The following is a 15,194-nucleotide window of genomic DNA, read 5'->3' as shown; positions in this document are numbered from 1 at the left end:
AAAGGGTAACGGGTATGGCCCGCTTGTCAAATTTTGCGGATCAGGCGCGCCACCATCTTTCGGCGATACGCCCGTCGTCCAAGGGTCCCTGTGCACCTATGTGCCGTGGCATACCGACTGGTGCGGCGACGGCCAGCGCCATGTCCGACTGTGACGGATGAAAGCGGAAGGACCGGCGTTCGCGAAGGGTGTCCGGCAACGGCAAGGCGGCAATATCGACATATCCGTCGTGCAATGCCTCGGCCCGAACGGCTGCATCGGGAATGACGATGATTTCAAACGTATCCGCCCAACCAGCCTGACCGTCCTTGTAGTGGCCGGAGACCCGGCGACCCAGAAAATGCCGGTCATCTTCTGCCCGCTCGACCCGGTAACACCCGGTTCCGTTTGCGGCTTTCAGCGGCGTCACGCTCTGACCGTCGCGGGTTATGACAAACCGGCTGTCGGCCAGATAAAACGGCAAACCGGGATTGGGTTCCATCAGTTCAAGAAGAACCCGCCCTGGCGCCAAGGCTTCGGCCCGCCCGACCTCTTCAAGGGTCGCCAGCACGTCCTGAACCGTAAGTGGTTCACCATCGTGGAATACGACGTCATCGCGCAGATCAAATGTCCAGGTCCGGGCACCGGCATCTGTTTGCCAGCTCGTTGCCAATTCGCCACGCAACGTTCCGTCCGGTGCGATTTCCGTCAGTGTATCGAACACAGCGCCGCGCGCGACCCGTTCCAGACTGTCGTCGCGGGGTACGGCCAGTCGCAACACGCCGCCCGATTTTGGAGTATCCGCAAGCGAAGCACCCGTCGCCGCCAGCAAGGCAGCCGCAGCACCAGAGGCAAAAAGGGCACGGCGGTCGAGACGTGTCATGCCACCCCCTCGGCCACGCGGTCCATGATTCGAACCAGTTCGGCGCTGATACCGGGTTCGGACAGGGCGTGTCCTGCCTGACGTATCATTTTCAGTTCTGCATTCGGCCAAAGCTCGGCCAGCTTCCATGCGGCAGTGGGCGGGCAGATCATGTCATAGCGGCCCTGAACGATATGCCCGGGAATGTGGGTTATCCGGTCCATCTGCTTTAGAATCTGACCATCCTCGTCCAGAAAACCGCTGTTCGTGAAATAGTGATTCTCCAGCCGAGCAAACGCGCGGGCATATTCGCCGGGACTTTCGCCCATGGCGCCGCTGTTGTGGATCGACGCTAGTGCGTTTTCCCAGTTTGACCAAGCTCGCGCATACAGAACCTCGGTTGCGTGGTCGCCCGAAAACAGGCGTTTGTGATAGGCGGGGATCGTGTTGGATTGCTCGGCCTCGGGCAGCAGAGATGTGAATTTTGCCCAATGTTCAGGCCAGAACTTTCCGGCCCCGCCGCCATAGAACCAGTCCAGTTCGGCCTGCGTCATCAGGAAAACACCGCGAAGCACCAGACGGCTGACATGATCGGGCTGCGCCTGAGCATAAATCAGCGCCAGAGTTGCCCCCCAGCTGCCGCCAAACACGATCCACTCGTCGATTTCCAGAAGTTTGCGAATACGTTCGATGTCATCGACCAGATGCCAGGTCGTGTTGTTCTCGACCGACGCATGGGGACGTGAACGACCGCAGCCGCGCTGATCAAACAGAATCACCCGATACGCACGTGGATCAAAATAACGGCGCATCGCGGGGCTGCATCCGCCGCCCGGGCCACCGTGCAGCACAACAACCGGAATCCCGTCGGGATTACCGCATTGTTCCACGTAGATACGATGCCCATCGCCCACATCGACGATTCGCTGATCGAAAGGGTCGATCGGCGGATACAGATATTGAACTGCGCGCTTTTGGTCCGGGTACTTGTCCATTATGGGCCTATATAGTCCTTAAGCGTAAAAGAGCATACGGAGACAGGAATGCAAGCGCATCCGAACACGGTGGACCCGTCCGAGATCGCAAAATTCGAGGCGATGGCCGCGGAATGGTGGGACCCGCATGGCAAGTTCAAACCGCTACACATGCTCAACCCGTGCCGGCTGGATTATATCACGCAACAGATCGCGGGCGAATTCGATAGGGATCTGACGTCCTCAAGGCCTTTTGAAGGGCTGCGATTGTTGGATATCGGCTGTGGCGGTGGATTGTTGAGCGAACCAATGGCGCGGCTGGGTGCCGAGGTGGTGGGCGCAGATGCCGCAGAAGGCAACTTGCCCGTTGCACGCATTCACGCCGAACAATCCGGGCTGGAGATCGACTACCGCCATACGACCGCCGAAGCGCTGGCCGAAAAAGGCGAGCGATTCGATGTGGTTCTGAACATGGAAGTCGTCGAACATGTCGCGGACCCGCTTGAATATCTGACCGCCACGCAGCAGTTGCTGAAATCCGGCGGGCTGGAGATCTGTTCGACCATCAATCGAAATCCGAAATCCTATGCCATGGCGATTTTTGGGGCCGAAGTGGTTATGCGTTGGCTACCGCGCGGCACACATGACTGGTCCAAATTCATCACCCCGGACGAGCTGTTCGATCTGCTGCGCCGGGCCGGGCTGGACCCCGTGGACCGCAAGGGGTTCGTATTCAATCCGGTATCCTGGAACTGGTCGATTTCCGACCGGGATCTGAGCGTGAATTACGTCACGGCAAGCGTGAAACCCGGCTGACCGGGTTTTGCGCCTTATTCGTCTTCCAGCTGCAGCCGCAGGTCACGCAGAACCGGCAGGGCGGTGCGGACGCGTTCCGGCCCCAGTTCTCCGACCACACGGTTGATGAGCGGCACAATCGCCGAAATCGCCTGTTCCCGCGCCTGTCGCCCAGCTGGGCTGATCGCCACCATCTTGCGGCGGGCATCGTCCCAATCGGGGCGCACGTGGATGTACCCGGCCCATTCCAGCTTGGCCAAGGTATTGGTCATCGCCCCGCGTGTGACATGAAAGGTACTTGCTAGCTGGGCCGGGCTCCGCTCTCCCCCAACAAAGATCAGATGGTTCAGAACGGAAAAGTGCGAAATTTCCATACCTTTTGGCAGCACGCGGCTGAGCCGGTTCCGCAACAACTGATCGGCGGTCAGGATTTCACTGAACAGCGCCGCAGCCAGGGCATTTGTATCGTCTGCCATCTTCCGTGTCTGGGTCAGGGGCCGTCAAAGGGACGGACGTGAGTCAGAGAGGGCACGCGTCGGCGTGCTTCTGCAACAGACTTATCATCCAAATCGAAAAAGTGAATGCCAGGATCGGTCCCTGCGTCGATCAGCACCTCTCCCCACGGGGCGACGACCATGCTGTGACCATGGGTGTATCGCGTCTTTCCGCGCGTTTTCGGATGTTCTCCGGTCTGTGCGGGCGCGATCACCCAGCATCCCGTTTCAATAGCCCGCGCACGTAGCAGCGATTGCCAATGCGCTGCCCCCGTCACCGGCGAAAACGCCGCTGGCACGGTCAGAATGCGCGCGCCAGACTGCGCCAGCACCGCATAAAGGTGCGGAAAACGCACGTCATAGCAGATGGTCATTCCCACCTTCCCGAACCCGGTTTCCGCAATTACTGCCCGGGCACCGGGGCGATAGTTGGCAGATTCGCGGAACGTTTCCGATTCGGTGACCTGTACGTCGAACATGTGAATCTTGTCGTACCGGGCCACGATCTGCCCCTGCGGGTCGACCATGAAGGACCGGTTGGCAAAGCGGCCGTCCGCGTCGTGGGTCTTGATACCCAGCGACCCGATCAGCAGCCAAACGCCCAGCTTTGCCGCCTGTTCGCGCAGCCCCGACAGCGTCTGGTCATCCTCTTCGTGCTGCAAAACCTCGCGCTGCCGCGTGGTGCTGGTCGAGACGCAGTTCGTCACCTCGGGCGTCAGAATGAACCGGGCGCCCTGCCCCGCCGCCTCGGCCATCATGGCCTGCACCATGGCCAGATTTTCCGAAGGGTCGTCAGAGGACGTGATCTGCAGCAGGGCGGACTTCATCAGGCTGCCAGAAGCGGATCAAGCTTACCGCTCTGTTCAAGGTCATACAGATCGTCGCATCCGCCCACATGGGTTTCACCGATGAAAATTTGCGGTACCGTACGACGACCACCGGCGCGCTGGATCATCTCGGGTTTACGCTTGGGATGCATCAGAACGTCGATTTCCCTGAATTCAACGCCTTTCTGTTTCAGCAACCGCTTGGCCGCGTGGCAAAAGCCGCATAGCGGCGAAGTATAGATTTCAACCGTTTTCATGATCCGTCCCCTTGGAGTTCCGCGTGATCTTGGGGGAATTAGGCATCCTTGGCAACGCGCGCCAGTACCAACACGAAAATATGATTTGCGCCGGCTTCAAGACAGGCTCGCGCGCAGGCGGTCAATGTCGCCCCCGACGTCATGACATCGTCGATCAACAGCACATCGCGCCCGGCAATCAGGCGGTGCCGCCTGGGGTGCGCGACGATAGCATTTGAGAGTGCTGTAGAGCGCTCGGTGGCAGTTTTCCCATCCAGAACCGGTGTGCGTTTGCGGCGCCTGAGCAGATCGGGACAGATCGGCAGCCGGCATTCTCGGCCAAGATGCTGCGCAAGCAGCGCCGATTGATTGTAACGTCGACGGACTAGACGCGACCAATGCAATGGAACCGGGGCGATCAGCATGTTGTCGTGGAACATCTCTCTGCCGCTCTGCACCATCCAACGCGCGGCGGGGCGCGCCAGTTCCGGCCTGTCGCCATGTTTGAGGGACAGGATCAACTTTCGCGCCTGCCCCTGATACAGCATGGCGGCGCGGCCGTCGCGCCACAACCGCGGAGAAGCCATGCAGTCATCGCATTCGGCCCGATACCCGTCGACCTCACCCGGCAGCGGTGTGCCGCAGCTTTCGCAGACCACCCCGGCGATAAAGGGTGTCTGGCACCAGCACGGGCCGCAGAGGCCGAAGTCGGTCGTCACCAAATCACCGCAGGCCAGACAGCGCGGGGGATAGACAAGTTCAACGGCGGTTTGAAATCCGCGCCACATGCGATAACTGCGGGTCATGAAAATGCCAGCACCAAATGCACCCTCTCTTTTCGATCGGACCGCCCTTGCGGTGCGCCGCTCCCGCGCCAGCGATGAAGCGTTGTTTCTGCATCACGCCGCTGTGACCGAGGTGCAGGATCGTCTGCCCATGGTTAACAGGTCGTTTACGGCACCCGCCGTCGTGACCCCGTTTCCACACCTGTGGCAAGACGTTCTGCCCGGGGCGGTGATCGTTTCGGATGACGATGTGCTTGCGCTGGAACCCGGTCGACATGATCTTGTTGTCCATGCCATGGCGCTGCACTGGTCCAACGACCCGGTTGGCCAGTTGATCCAGTGCAACCGCGCCCTGTCGCCCGACGGCCTGATGCTGGCGATCTGTCTGGGCGGCGAAACATTGCAAGAAATGCGCGTGGCGCTTGGTCAGGCCGAAGTGGAGGTGACCGGTGGCCTCAGCCCGCGAATCGCCCCAATGGGAGAACTGAGGGAACTGGGTGCCCTGCTGCAGCGCGCAGGGCTGGCCCTGCCGGTCGCGGACAACGTGGCGCTGAAAGCCGAATACCGGGATATCTGGCACCTGATGCACGATCTGCGGGCCATGGGGGAAACGAACACCCTGTCCGGACGCCTCAGACACCCCACGCGACGAGCTGTGTTCGACCGGGCACAATCAATATACGCGCAGAACTTTGCCACACCCCAAGGCCGGCTGACCGCGACGTTCGACCTGATCTGCCTGACCGGATGGTCGCCGGATGCAAGTCAGCCCAAACCGTTGCGTCCCGGATCGGCCACGGCTCGGCTGGCCGATGCGCTGGGTACGGATGAGAACAATCTGTCCGATTGACGTGCGCGCAATTCCCTTTATCTGAGGTCGGAACGAATGAAATCTGGAAGCCTCAATGTTTGACGCCACCCGCCCCTCTCATGCGCCAGCCGATCATCCGAAGGTAAAGATGGGCCGCGTCGGAATTCTGCTGGCCAATCTGGGAACACCCGACGACTATTCCTATTGGCCGATGCGCCGATACCTGAACGAGTTTCTGTCGGACAAGCGGGTGATCGACTATCCCGCATGGAAATGGCAGCCGATCCTGCAGGCGATCATCCTGACCAAACGCCCGTTCAGCTCGGGCGCGGCGTACAAATCGATCTGGAATCACGACAAGGGCGAAAGCCCGCTGATGAGCATCACCAAAAGCCAGACCGCGAAATTCCGCCACATGATGGAGGCCCATTATGGTGACCGGGTGATGGTGGATTTCTGCATGCGCTACGGCAACCCGTCAACCAAATCAAAGGTTCGGGAAATGGTCGCCGCAGGCTGCGAGCGCATCCTGTTTTTCCCGCTGTACCCGCAATATGCTGGTGCAACGTCAGCAACCGCAAACGACCAGTTTTTCCGCGCGCTGATGGAGGAAGCATGGCAACCGGCTGCACGCACGGTTCCGGCCTATTTCAACCAACCCGACTATATCGAAGCGTTGGCGCGATCGGTGGAGCGTGCTTATGCAGCGATGGACTCCAAACCGGATATTCTGGTCTGTTCCTATCACGGCATGCCGGAACGGTATTTGCAGCAGGGCGATCCGTATCACTGCCAATGCGTCAAGACGACCAGACTGCTGCAGGAGCGGCTGGGCTGGAGCGATGATCAACTCGTTTCAACATTTCAGTCCCGGTTTGGTCCGGAAGAGTGGCTGAAACCCTATACAGTGGATCACGTGGCCGAATTGGCCAGACAGGGCAAGAAGAACATCGCCGTCATTGCTCCGGCCTTTTCCGCCGACTGCATCGAAACCCTTGAGGAAATCAACGAAGAGATTCGGGAAAGCTTTGAAGAGGCAGGCGGCAATAACTTCACCTACATCCCATGCCTGAACGATGACGATTCGCACATCGCCGCATTGAGCAAGGTTGCCCGGGACAACCTCAGCGGCTGGCTTGACTGATCTACGGCGGTCACACGGCACAAAAAAAGGCGGTGGAAAATTCCACCGCCTTTTCTTTGATGACTTGCGTCGTCTTAGCTTGCTGCAACAGCGATGCCGACCAGAACCAGCAGAACCAGCGGCAGAACGATGCCGCTCGAAGTGCCCTGTGTCTCTTCGACGACAACCGGTGCTTCAACAATCGGCTCTTCCAGGTTACCGGCATAAGCGGTCGAAGCAGCAGCAGTCAGAGCAGCAGCGAGAACGAGTTTCTTCATATTAACCTCCAGAATTTGCGCGATTCTACATATTTGAACCGCGCACCCAAGACTTACCTCGTGGTTTTTTCTAATCAGCAATGCGGCTGGATTGCAATTGCAACTTGCGCGCCAAGCGGCTTGGCACCGGAAAATGTCGTCAAATTAGCAACACTTGCGTCCCGACCTTCGTCATTGAGAACAGCTCGGAAATGTGTTCGTTGTACAGCCCTATACAACCGTTCGATGATCGACGCCCGATCTTGCGTGTGTCATGCGTGCCGTGGATACGGTAATATTTCCAGCTCAGATACAAAGCGTGCGTTCCCAGGGGGTTATCCGGCCCCGGCGGGATATGGTCAGGCCATTCCGGGTTTCTTTTCTTCATCGAAGGCGTTGGCGACCAGCTTGGCCCCTCAACCTTGCGGATCACACTTGTACGACCGCGACGTGTCAGTTCCTCGGTCAGTGGTACCGAAGATGGGTAAAGCTTGTAGACCGACTGGTCGTCGGACCAGTAGTGCAGCGCCCGCGATACCGTATCGACCAGTATCGCGCCATTCCGTGTGTTCGAAAAATACGGCTGCCAGTCCAGCGCGCGGAAGCCCGATACGTTGCGCCGGACGGCAGGTTCAGGCTCGGGCGCAGGTCGCAAAGGATCACCGGGAATGTACTGGGCAATCGCAGGTGTTGCCAATGCAGCAGTCGCGCTGGCCAGAAAGCCGCGCCGTGTCGAAGATTGAATGTGTTTCTTGACCATGGATACGGTCCTTTATCACGTTGGCACTTGAAATCTCTCGGCAGTTTATTGCCAGAAAGCCTCAGTCGCAAATCAAACCGGCAGAATCATGCAATGTTCCGCCACTGCGCATTTGCTACGGGGCGCATAGCAGGCTATTTCGCTTTGCATCACAATGACAAGGCCGATCATGACGCGTATCTTTTCCATTTTGGCAATTTGCTTGGTCGCATTGGCGGCATGTACCGATTCTTCCAACACATCCGCTCTTGGTTCGGACGGCAGGCCTTTGCCCACTGTCTACAAGATTCGCGGCAACCCGGAAAAAGTCCAGTTTCGCATGCTCGATTCGGTCAATGCGCTGCGTCAGGCTTCGGGCATTCAGCCGGTGCAGCTGAACGCACAGTTGAACGCCGCTGCGGCAACCCATTCCAAAGACATGGCGCGGCAAAACAGGCCCTGGCACTTTGGTTCGGATGGGTCTTCGCCTATTGATCGCGCAGCACGTGTTGGGTATTTCGGAACATTTCTGGGCGAAGCCATTTCCGAGACCTACGAAACCGAGACAGAAACACTGGCCGCCTGGATGGAAGAACCGGGCCCGCGTTCAGTCATCATGGACCCCAAAGCCACACAGATGGGATTCTCCTGGCATCAGGAAGGCGGCGGCAAGATTTGGTGGACGCTGGAAATGGGTGCTGGCGGATAACCCGAATTACCAAGCCCAAAGAAAAAGCCCCCGAAATCCGGGGGCTTTTTTTGTTCCTGATTCTCAGGCCGCTTGCACGGATTGTGCTTCGGTCAGAATCGCATAGAGCTTTACCGGATCGGGGTTGGCCCGCAGTTTGGTACAGACTGCCGAATCCCTCAGCGTGCGCGACACAAGTGCCAGCGCCTTGAGATGTTCAACACCGGCGTCTTCTGGCGCAAAGAGCGAAAAGGCGATGTCGACCGGCTGGCGGTCCACCGCGCCGAAATCGATCGGCTTTTCCAGCATCACAAACACACCGGCGACACAATCCAGTTGCGGCAAACGGGCATGCGGAAGTGCGACCCCGTGGCCAACACCGGTTGGCCCAAGGCTTTCACGCTCAAGCAGGGATTCGACGACCATCGGCGCTTCAAGTTTCAGGGCACTGGCAGCGACGTCGCCAATTTCCTGAAACAGCCTTTTCTTGCTCGACGCAGCCGACAGCACGCGAACCGCCTCAGGTCTTAGGATACTCGAAAGCTCCATGATCACGCTCCATGGCAAACCCCCGCATCAGCAGAGGTTCGCCCAAGTTAAACTTGCCTGTTACGGATCGATCCAGCCGATATTTCCGTCTTCCCGACGGTAAACGACATTCAATCCGTCTTTGTTCTCATTCCGGAACACAAGCACCGGAGCGCCCGCAAGTTCCATTTGCATTACAGCCTCACCCACGCTGAGCGACGGGATCTTGGTTTCCATTTCGGCCACGATGATCGGCTGCAGAGAGTCCGGCTCACCCGTAGCTCCCGAATCGTCCGACGCGAGGATATAGGACGACGCACCAAAGAGTTCAACCGGCTCGGAGCGGTCCCGGTGATGGTCCTTGAGGCGACGCTTGTATCGGCGCAGCTGCGTTTCCATCTTGTCGCAACAACCTTCGAATGCAGCGTAGATTTCAGTGGCATGCGCCTTGGCCTGTGCCGTCAGGCCGGTCGACAGATGGACGGTGGTTTCGCATACATATTCATGCGCCGAACGGGAAAAGATGACGTTGGCGTCGGTCGGTCTCTGGGCATATTTGCCCACGACCTCACCCAGCTCGGTCTGCACGTGTGTCTGCAGTGCTGCGCCGATGTCGATCTGTTTTCCGCTGATTTGGTAACGCATGTGATCTCCTTCACAATTCACACCCATTCTGACGCCGCAAATCGCAGCGATCCGTTTTTTTATCGGGTGGTGGGACGGGGCATGTTCCGCGGTTGTCTGTTATTGAACCCTTCCGAGAAGGGATATCGCGATCCAGACTGGAACCGAAGAAATACCATGTGGCAATTGAGGCAAGAGACGGCGGCAGAGTCAATCAAAACAGTCGTGTATATACGCGATTTCCGCCATGCGCCCAGCGCAATTCCGCTCAAGCTCATGAAATCTTGAAGTTTTCGCCCAGATACACCCGGCGTACGTTCTCGTTTTCGACAACTTCATCCGGCGTTCCGGACATCAGAACCTGGCCGTCGTGCAATATGTAGGCGCGATCGACAATTTCCAGCGTTTCCCGCACGTTATGATCAGTGATCAGAACGCCGATTCCACGCTTTTTCAGATCAGCAACCAGATGTCGGATATCGCCGACACTGATCGGATCCACCCCGGCAAATGGTTCGTCCAGCAGCAGGTATTTCGGGTCCGCCGCCAGACAGCGCGCAATCTCGACCCGGCGCCGTTCACCGCCCGACAAGGCCAGCGCAGGCGCGCGGCGCAGATGCTCGATGGAGAAATCGGAAAGCAGCTCCTCAAGGCGTTCCTTCCGCCTGTGGGCATGATCCACCGTGATGTCGAGAACGGCGGCGATGTTGTCTTCAACGCTCAGCCCGCGAAAAATCGACATCTCCTGCGGCAGATAGCCAATTCCCATGCGCGCGCGCCGGTACATCGGAAGTGTCGTGGCGTTCTGGCCATCGATGGTCACGGTTCCCGCTTCGGGGAAAACCAGCCCCGCAACCGAATAGAAAGTTGTTGTCTTGCCGGATCCGTTCGGTCCCAGCAGCGCCACCACTTCGGACCGGTCGAGCGTCATGGAAACGTCCCGGATGACCGTTTTCTTGCGGTAGGATTTCCGCAGCTTTTCGATCCTGAGCCCTGATAAACCGTTGGCAACGGATAGTTTCGGCGCTGACATCAATTCTGCTCCGTATGCAGGATTGTTTTCACTCTGCCGGTCACGGTCGCCAGTCCGGTTGTCAGATTCGCGTTCATCTGATCGCCGCTGATGGTGCTGGGGCCCTGCGACAACAACACGTTGCCTTTCATCACTATGACGCCCGACTCGATCGTATATTCAGCCCAATCGCCTTCGGCCGCATCAGGCGGGCTGACCAGAACAACATTCTCGGTCGCTTCCATCCGTTCGATCGCGGATTGCTCTTCGTTATAGATGACCAGCACACGTTCGGCCGTCAGGCGCATCTCTCCCTGAATCACGATCACGTCGCCCAGAAATTCAGCCGAACCGTCTTCCTGATTCACGTTCAGCGTTTTCGAAGTCACTTCGACCGGCAGGGTCGGGTCGTTGTTCACGGATCCGAACGCAACCTGGGTTTCCTGAGCGGATGCAGACACCGCACCAAACGCCAGGGCAACAGACAGCGAAACTACACGAAAATCGAACACAGGTTATCTTTCTGCTTTTGGAGGCTCATATATCAATTTCACACCGTCTGTAAAAAGAATATGGACCGGCCCATCCTTTTTTTCAGTCCCGAATGTCATACGGCCTGCGGTAAAGTTGCCGATAGGGCCTGTTCCCCGAACTTCGCCCGGTGTATCGCCCCTGATCTCGTCCAGAGATGTGTTGAGCAAATCGGTTGTCAACTGCATCCCGTCGGTTGTCGTGATAATGACATCGCCGACAAAGGTGGCTGTTCCCTCATCCGGCCGGACCGTACCGGCGTTGGAATCCAGAACGATTTCCCTGCCATTCAACAGGCGGTAGTGGCCGCGCAAAACCGATGCATCGACGGTTGAGGTGTTATCTCCCGGACTGGCCCGAACCGCTTCCACCTCAACTTCTTCGCCTTTTCGGGTCGTACCCCGATAATGAGGCCGGGTGACCAACTGACCCTCAAGCCGCTCGTCAATGTCCTGCTGGCTGAATGGGCTGGACACATCCGTATCGATACTGCGCGACAGCAGGAAAACCGTGGACAGCAGCACAATCGCCGCCAGCGGCAGCAGAACCTTGAGGAACTGCACCATGCGGGAATAGCCGTCCACCGCCGTACCCTCCTAGCCCAGACCGACGCGCAGGCAGTCGTGGATGTGCAGAATACCTTGCGTCGAGCCATTGCCCTGTGGATCCACGACGAACAGGCAGGTGATCTTGGGCTTTTGCATGGTCATCAGTGCCACTGCTTTTTCGGCGAGCTCGTCCGGACCTATGGTTCGCGGATCAGTGGTCATGACCTGATCCACCGTCAATTCCAGCAGACCCTGCATATGGCGACGCAGGTCACCATCAGTGACAATTCCCAATAGTCTGCCCTGAGCGTCGGTCACACCAACAACACCAAAGCCTTTCTGGGTCATAACAAGCAAGGCTTCGCTCATGAGAGTGCCCGACGCCACCAGTGGCGTGTCAGTGTGCATCAGATCGCGCACAGTGCTCAGCCGCGCGCCCAGTTTGCCGCCGGGGTGGAAAGCGCGGAAATCCTCGGGCTGGAAGTCGCGGTATTTCATCAGCGCAATTGCCAACGCGTCCCCCATCGCCAGCGTCAGCGTGGTGGAGATCGAAGGCACCATGCCGAAGCCGCAGGCCTCACCCATCGACGGTATCAGCAGATGCACGTCGGCCTGTTTCATCAGTGTGCTTTCGGGCTTGCTGGACAGTCCGATCAGCGGGATGTCGAACCGGCGGGTAAAGGCCAGCAGGTTTGCCAGCTCGGGTGCTTCGCCGGAATTCGAGATCGCCAGAACAACGTCGCCTTTGGACAACATGCCCAGATCGCCATGACTGGCCTCAGCTGGATGCACAAAATAGGCGGGCGTTCCTGTGCTGGCCAGCGTTGCCGCGATCTTGTGACCGATATGGCCGGACTTGCCGATGCCGCTGACGATGATGCGGCCCTGTGCTTGCAGGATCAGATCAACCGCTTCGGCGAAATGATCATCAAGACCATCGGCCAGAGCATCCAGCGCCCGTGCCTCGTCGGCGATGACCTGTCGTGCGGTTCTGAGGAATGAGTCGGTATCAGTCATGAGTGTGCAAATATATCCGTTTCGGGCCAGCCAGCCAGATCAAGCCGGGCGCGCATGGGCAGAAAGTCGAAACAGGCCTGTGCCATTTCAACCCGGTCCTCGCGGGCCAACCGCTTGTTCAGCGCATCCCGCAGGCGGTGCAGGTACAGCACATCCGAAGCTGCATATTCCAGCTGAGCGTCGGTCAGCTGCTCCGCCCCCCAATCGCTCATCTGCTGTTGCTTTGAGATGTCGATCCCCAACAACTCCTGACACAGGTTCTTGAGCCCATGGCGGTCGGTGTAAGTGCGTACAAGACGGCTGGCGATTTTTGTGCAGTAGACCGGTGCGGCCAGTGCGCCAAAAGTGTTGTACATCGCGGCGATATCGAAACGTCCGAAATGGAACAGTTTCAGAATGTCCGGATTTTCCAGCATGGCGCACAGGTTTGGCGCCGAAGTCTGACCCTTTTCGACCTGAACGATATGACTGTTGCCATCGCCGCCCGACATCTGGATCACGCACAACCGGTCGCGATGGGGGTTCAGACCCATTGTCTCACAGTCGATGGCCACAATCGGGCCAAGGTCCAACCCGTCGGGCAGGTCGTTTTTATACAGATTGTTCGCCACGGAGTCGTCCTTTGTGCCTTGTCGACACCGAGATAGGAGGTTTGCCCGGCAAACTCAACGTCACACACACATAGCCGGCCTGACCCGTCGTCAAAAGTTGACAATATCCCCATGGGGAGGATAGGGATATTAACATGACCACTCATATTCACGAATCCCATCCGCAAATCTCGGCACGCCTCAAGCGGGCTCAGGGTCATCTGGCAAAGGTGATTGCCATGTTGGATGACCAGGCACCCTGCACCAATATCGCGCAGCAACTCTTTGCGGTGGAGAAGGCAATAACCAATGCCAAACGTGCGCTGATTCACGACCATATCGACCACTGCCTGTCCGCCGATAAAGACGAAGGCGGGGTGGAGGATTTCAAGGCCATCACAAAGTACCTGTGACCAATGCTGAACATATTGCGAAACAGAACCTATCGGCACCTCTTCGCAGCACAGATCGTTGCGTTGACCGGTACGGGTCTGGCAACGATCGCACTGGGGCTGCTTGCCTTTGAGCTGGCCGGTGACGCGGCTGGCATGGTGTTGGGCACAGCCCTGACCATCAAGATGGCCGCCTATGTGACTGTCGCGCCGATCGCTGCGGCCTTTGCCGAAAGACTCGACCGCCGACGGATGTTGGTGGCGCTGGATCTGGTGCGCGCAGCCGTGGCGGTTTGCCTGCCGTTCGTGACCGAGGTCTGGCAGGTCTATGTGCTGATCTTCGCCCTACAATCCGCCTCGGCCGGGTTTACCCCGGCGTTTCAGGCCACGATTCCGGATGTGCTGACCGACGAAAAAGATTACACAAGGGCGCTGTCGCTGTCGCGTCTGGCCATGGACATGGAAAGCCTGCTCAGCCCCATGCTGGCGGCGATGCTGCTGCTGTTTGTCAGCTTTGACAGCTTGTTCTGGGGCACGGGACTTGGCTTTGCCGCCTCGGCGCTGCTGGTCGTTTCAGTTGCGCTGCCGTCCCCCAAACCGTCCGAACGGCGAGGGATATACGAGCGTACGACACGCGGCATCCGGATATATCTGAAAACCCCCAGATTGCGGGGCTTGCTGGGACTGAGCTGGTCAGCTGCCGCGCTCAGTTCGATGGTGATCGTGAACACCGTTGTTCTGGTCCGCGCAGACATGGGCCTGGCCGAAAGTGCGGTCGCAATCGCGCTGGCCGGATTTGGCGGCGGTTCCATGCTGGCAGCCTTTGCCCTGCCGCGCCTGCTGGAACGGATTGAGGATCGGCGTGTCATGCTGGCAGGTGCAGCGCTGGGAACCGGGGCAATGGCGGCCACGGCAATCGTAACCGCAACGTTTCCGATGACCTTGTCTCTGCTGACGGTGGCCTGGGTCGCGGTCGGTTTCGGTTATTCAATGACCTTAACGCCATCGGGCCGTTTGCTGACACGCTCTGCGCATCCCGAAGACAGGCCCGCGGTATTTGCGGCTCAATTCACTCTATCACACGCTTGCTGGCTGGTTCTGTATCCGCTGTCCGGCTGGCTGATGACTGTTAGTGGCGCAACCGTTGCACTGGCGGTTCTGGCAACGACGTCGATCTTCGGGATCGTTGCCGCCTTTCTGGTCTGGCCCCGCAAAGATGCAGGCCCCGTTGAACACACGCACGAAGGGCTGCCTTCAGATCACCCGCATCTGAGCGGGAGTGGGGTACACCGCCATCCTGTTATTATTGACGATCTACACCCAAGCTATCCGAAAGAACCTTGAGCGTACCGCTGAATTGGTGCCAAGTCGGGAAAAGACAC

At 58.4% G+C, this 15,194-nt stretch carries 22 protein-coding genes; 6 read left to right on the top strand and 16 right to left on the bottom strand.

All coding sequences use genetic code 11. The features are described from left to right. Positions 1-40: 40 nt before the first annotated feature. Both ACR0NA_RS09840 and pip read right to left on the bottom strand, forming a co-directional pair. Complete coding sequence (locus ACR0NA_RS09840) at positions 41-862, bottom strand: ABC transporter substrate-binding protein (protein ID WP_480728471.1); 822 nt, start codon at positions 860-862, stop codon at positions 41-43. Continuing rightward, entirely contained in the window at positions 859-1,836 is a 978-nt protein-coding gene (pip, locus tag ACR0NA_RS09835) for a prolyl aminopeptidase (RefSeq protein WP_480728469.1), read from the bottom strand. The genes ACR0NA_RS09840 and pip overlap by 4 nt, the downstream gene beginning before the upstream one ends. 48 nt (positions 1,837-1,884) lie before the next feature. Between pip and ubiG the strand changes: the two genes are divergently transcribed. Beyond that, positions 1,885-2,631 (top strand): bifunctional 2-polyprenyl-6-hydroxyphenol methylase/3-demethylubiquinol 3-O-methyltransferase UbiG, encoded by a 747-nt coding sequence (gene ubiG, locus ACR0NA_RS09830; RefSeq protein WP_480728465.1) that lies wholly within the window; start codon positions 1,885-1,887, stop codon positions 2,629-2,631. Between the two features lie 14 nt (positions 2,632-2,645). Here the strand turns inward: ubiG and ACR0NA_RS09825 are convergent, their stop codons facing one another. Genes ACR0NA_RS09825 through ACR0NA_RS09810 form a run of 4 tightly spaced genes read right to left on the bottom strand, consistent with a single transcriptional unit; the run spans position 2,646 to position 4,973 of the window. Further along, positions 2,646-3,086, bottom strand: coding sequence for a MarR family transcriptional regulator (locus ACR0NA_RS09825; protein WP_170653845.1), 441 nt, complete (start codon positions 3,084-3,086; stop codon positions 2,646-2,648). A 14-nt stretch (positions 3,087-3,100) separates the two neighbouring features. Then, positions 3,101-3,931, bottom strand: coding sequence for a carbon-nitrogen hydrolase family protein (locus ACR0NA_RS09820; RefSeq protein WP_480728462.1), 831 nt, complete (start codon positions 3,929-3,931; stop codon positions 3,101-3,103). Beyond that, a complete protein-coding gene (gene grxC, locus ACR0NA_RS09815) occupies positions 3,931-4,188 on the bottom strand; it encodes a glutaredoxin 3 (RefSeq protein WP_480728461.1) in 258 nt (85 codons plus the stop codon). Before grxC ends, ACR0NA_RS09820 begins: the two co-directional genes overlap by 1 nt. Positions 4,189-4,226: 38 nt before the next feature. Continuing rightward, positions 4,227-4,973: a double zinc ribbon domain-containing protein gene (locus ACR0NA_RS09810; RefSeq protein WP_480728457.1), complete on the bottom strand. Its 747-nt coding sequence runs from the start codon at positions 4,971-4,973 to the stop codon at positions 4,227-4,229. On the opposite strand from ACR0NA_RS09810, the gene ACR0NA_RS09805 reads away from it, so the two are divergent. Both ACR0NA_RS09805 and hemH read left to right on the top strand, forming a co-directional pair. Then, complete coding sequence (locus ACR0NA_RS09805; RefSeq protein WP_480728454.1) at positions 4,972-5,802, top strand: class I SAM-dependent methyltransferase; 831 nt, start codon at positions 4,972-4,974, stop codon at positions 5,800-5,802. The genes ACR0NA_RS09810 and ACR0NA_RS09805 overlap by 2 nt on opposite strands. Positions 5,803-5,857: 55 nt before the next feature. After that, the gene (hemH, locus tag ACR0NA_RS09800) at positions 5,858-6,907 is read left to right on the top strand and encodes a ferrochelatase (RefSeq protein ID WP_480728451.1); all 1,050 of its coding nucleotides are present in this window, start codon (positions 5,858-5,860) and stop codon (positions 6,905-6,907) included. Positions 6,908-6,981: 74 nt separating this feature from the next. On the opposite strand, the gene ACR0NA_RS09795 is transcribed toward hemH, so the two are convergent. The 3 genes from ACR0NA_RS09795 to ACR0NA_RS09785 all read right to left on the bottom strand — a co-directional run bounded on the left by ACR0NA_RS09795 (position 6,982) and on the right by ACR0NA_RS09785 (position 8,179). Next, positions 6,982-7,164: a hypothetical protein gene (locus tag ACR0NA_RS09795; protein WP_170653835.1), complete on the bottom strand. Its 183-nt coding sequence runs from the start codon at positions 7,162-7,164 to the stop codon at positions 6,982-6,984. 139 nt (positions 7,165-7,303) lie between these two features. Beyond that, positions 7,304-7,903: a L,D-transpeptidase gene (locus ACR0NA_RS09790; protein WP_480728449.1), complete on the bottom strand. Its 600-nt coding sequence runs from the start codon at positions 7,901-7,903 to the stop codon at positions 7,304-7,306. Between the two features lie 72 nt (positions 7,904-7,975). Then, positions 7,976-8,179, bottom strand: coding sequence for a hypothetical protein (locus ACR0NA_RS09785; RefSeq protein WP_480728710.1), 204 nt, complete (start codon positions 8,177-8,179; stop codon positions 7,976-7,978). Here ACR0NA_RS09785 and dalA point away from each other — a divergent pair. Beyond that, complete coding sequence (dalA, locus tag ACR0NA_RS09780; RefSeq protein WP_480728697.1) at positions 8,094-8,591, top strand: divisome-associated lipoprotein DalA; 498 nt, start codon at positions 8,094-8,096, stop codon at positions 8,589-8,591. The genes ACR0NA_RS09785 and dalA overlap by 86 nt on opposite strands. Positions 8,592-8,654: 63 nt before the next feature. On the opposite strand, the gene ACR0NA_RS09775 is transcribed toward dalA, so the two are convergent. The 7 genes from ACR0NA_RS09775 to ACR0NA_RS09745 form a co-directional block, all read right to left on the bottom strand. Next, positions 8,655-9,119: a PTS sugar transporter subunit IIA gene (locus tag ACR0NA_RS09775; RefSeq protein WP_170653829.1), complete on the bottom strand. Its 465-nt coding sequence runs from the start codon at positions 9,117-9,119 to the stop codon at positions 8,655-8,657. Between the two features lie 60 nt (positions 9,120-9,179). Then, positions 9,180-9,743, bottom strand: a complete 564-nt coding sequence (hpf, locus tag ACR0NA_RS09770) for a ribosome hibernation-promoting factor, HPF/YfiA family (protein ID WP_170653827.1) — start codon at positions 9,741-9,743, stop codon at positions 9,180-9,182. Positions 9,744-9,996: 253 nt separating this feature from the next. Next, entirely contained in the window at positions 9,997-10,755 is a 759-nt protein-coding gene (gene lptB / locus ACR0NA_RS09765; RefSeq protein WP_480728446.1) for an LPS export ABC transporter ATP-binding protein, read from the bottom strand. Beyond that, on the bottom strand, positions 10,755-11,246 hold the full coding sequence (locus ACR0NA_RS09760) for an LptA/OstA family protein (RefSeq protein ID WP_480728444.1): 492 nt from the start codon (positions 11,244-11,246) through the stop codon (positions 10,755-10,757). Before ACR0NA_RS09760 ends, lptB begins: the two co-directional genes overlap by 1 nt. Positions 11,247-11,249: 3 nt before the next feature. Next, positions 11,250-11,849: an LPS export ABC transporter periplasmic protein LptC gene (gene lptC, locus ACR0NA_RS09755; protein ID WP_480728442.1), complete on the bottom strand. Its 600-nt coding sequence runs from the start codon at positions 11,847-11,849 to the stop codon at positions 11,250-11,252. A gap of 12 nt (positions 11,850-11,861) precedes the next feature. Beyond that, positions 11,862-12,830 carry a KpsF/GutQ family sugar-phosphate isomerase gene (locus ACR0NA_RS09750; RefSeq protein ID WP_170653819.1) on the bottom strand — a complete coding sequence of 323 codons (969 nt, stop codon included), beginning with the start codon at positions 12,828-12,830 and terminating at the stop codon, positions 11,862-11,864. After that, the gene (locus tag ACR0NA_RS09745) at positions 12,827-13,441 is read right to left on the bottom strand and encodes a ribonuclease D (RefSeq protein WP_480728439.1); all 615 of its coding nucleotides are present in this window, start codon (positions 13,439-13,441) and stop codon (positions 12,827-12,829) included. The genes ACR0NA_RS09750 and ACR0NA_RS09745 overlap by 4 nt, the downstream gene beginning before the upstream one ends. Before the next feature lie 134 nt (positions 13,442-13,575). On the opposite strand from ACR0NA_RS09745, the gene ACR0NA_RS09740 reads away from it, so the two are divergent. Both ACR0NA_RS09740 and ACR0NA_RS09735 read left to right on the top strand, forming a co-directional pair. Further along, positions 13,576-13,833 carry a metal-sensing transcriptional repressor gene (locus ACR0NA_RS09740; protein ID WP_480728435.1) on the top strand — a complete coding sequence of 86 codons (258 nt, stop codon included), beginning with the start codon at positions 13,576-13,578 and terminating at the stop codon, positions 13,831-13,833. Between the two features lie 3 nt (positions 13,834-13,836). After that, on the top strand, positions 13,837-15,156 hold the full coding sequence (locus ACR0NA_RS09735; RefSeq protein ID WP_480728432.1) for an MFS transporter: 1,320 nt from the start codon (positions 13,837-13,839) through the stop codon (positions 15,154-15,156). The last annotated feature ends 38 nt before the right edge of the window (positions 15,157-15,194 follow it).

The organism is Ruegeria sp. C11 (genome assembly GCF_056537725.1).
This window is presented reverse-complemented; position numbering and strand designations above follow the sequence as displayed.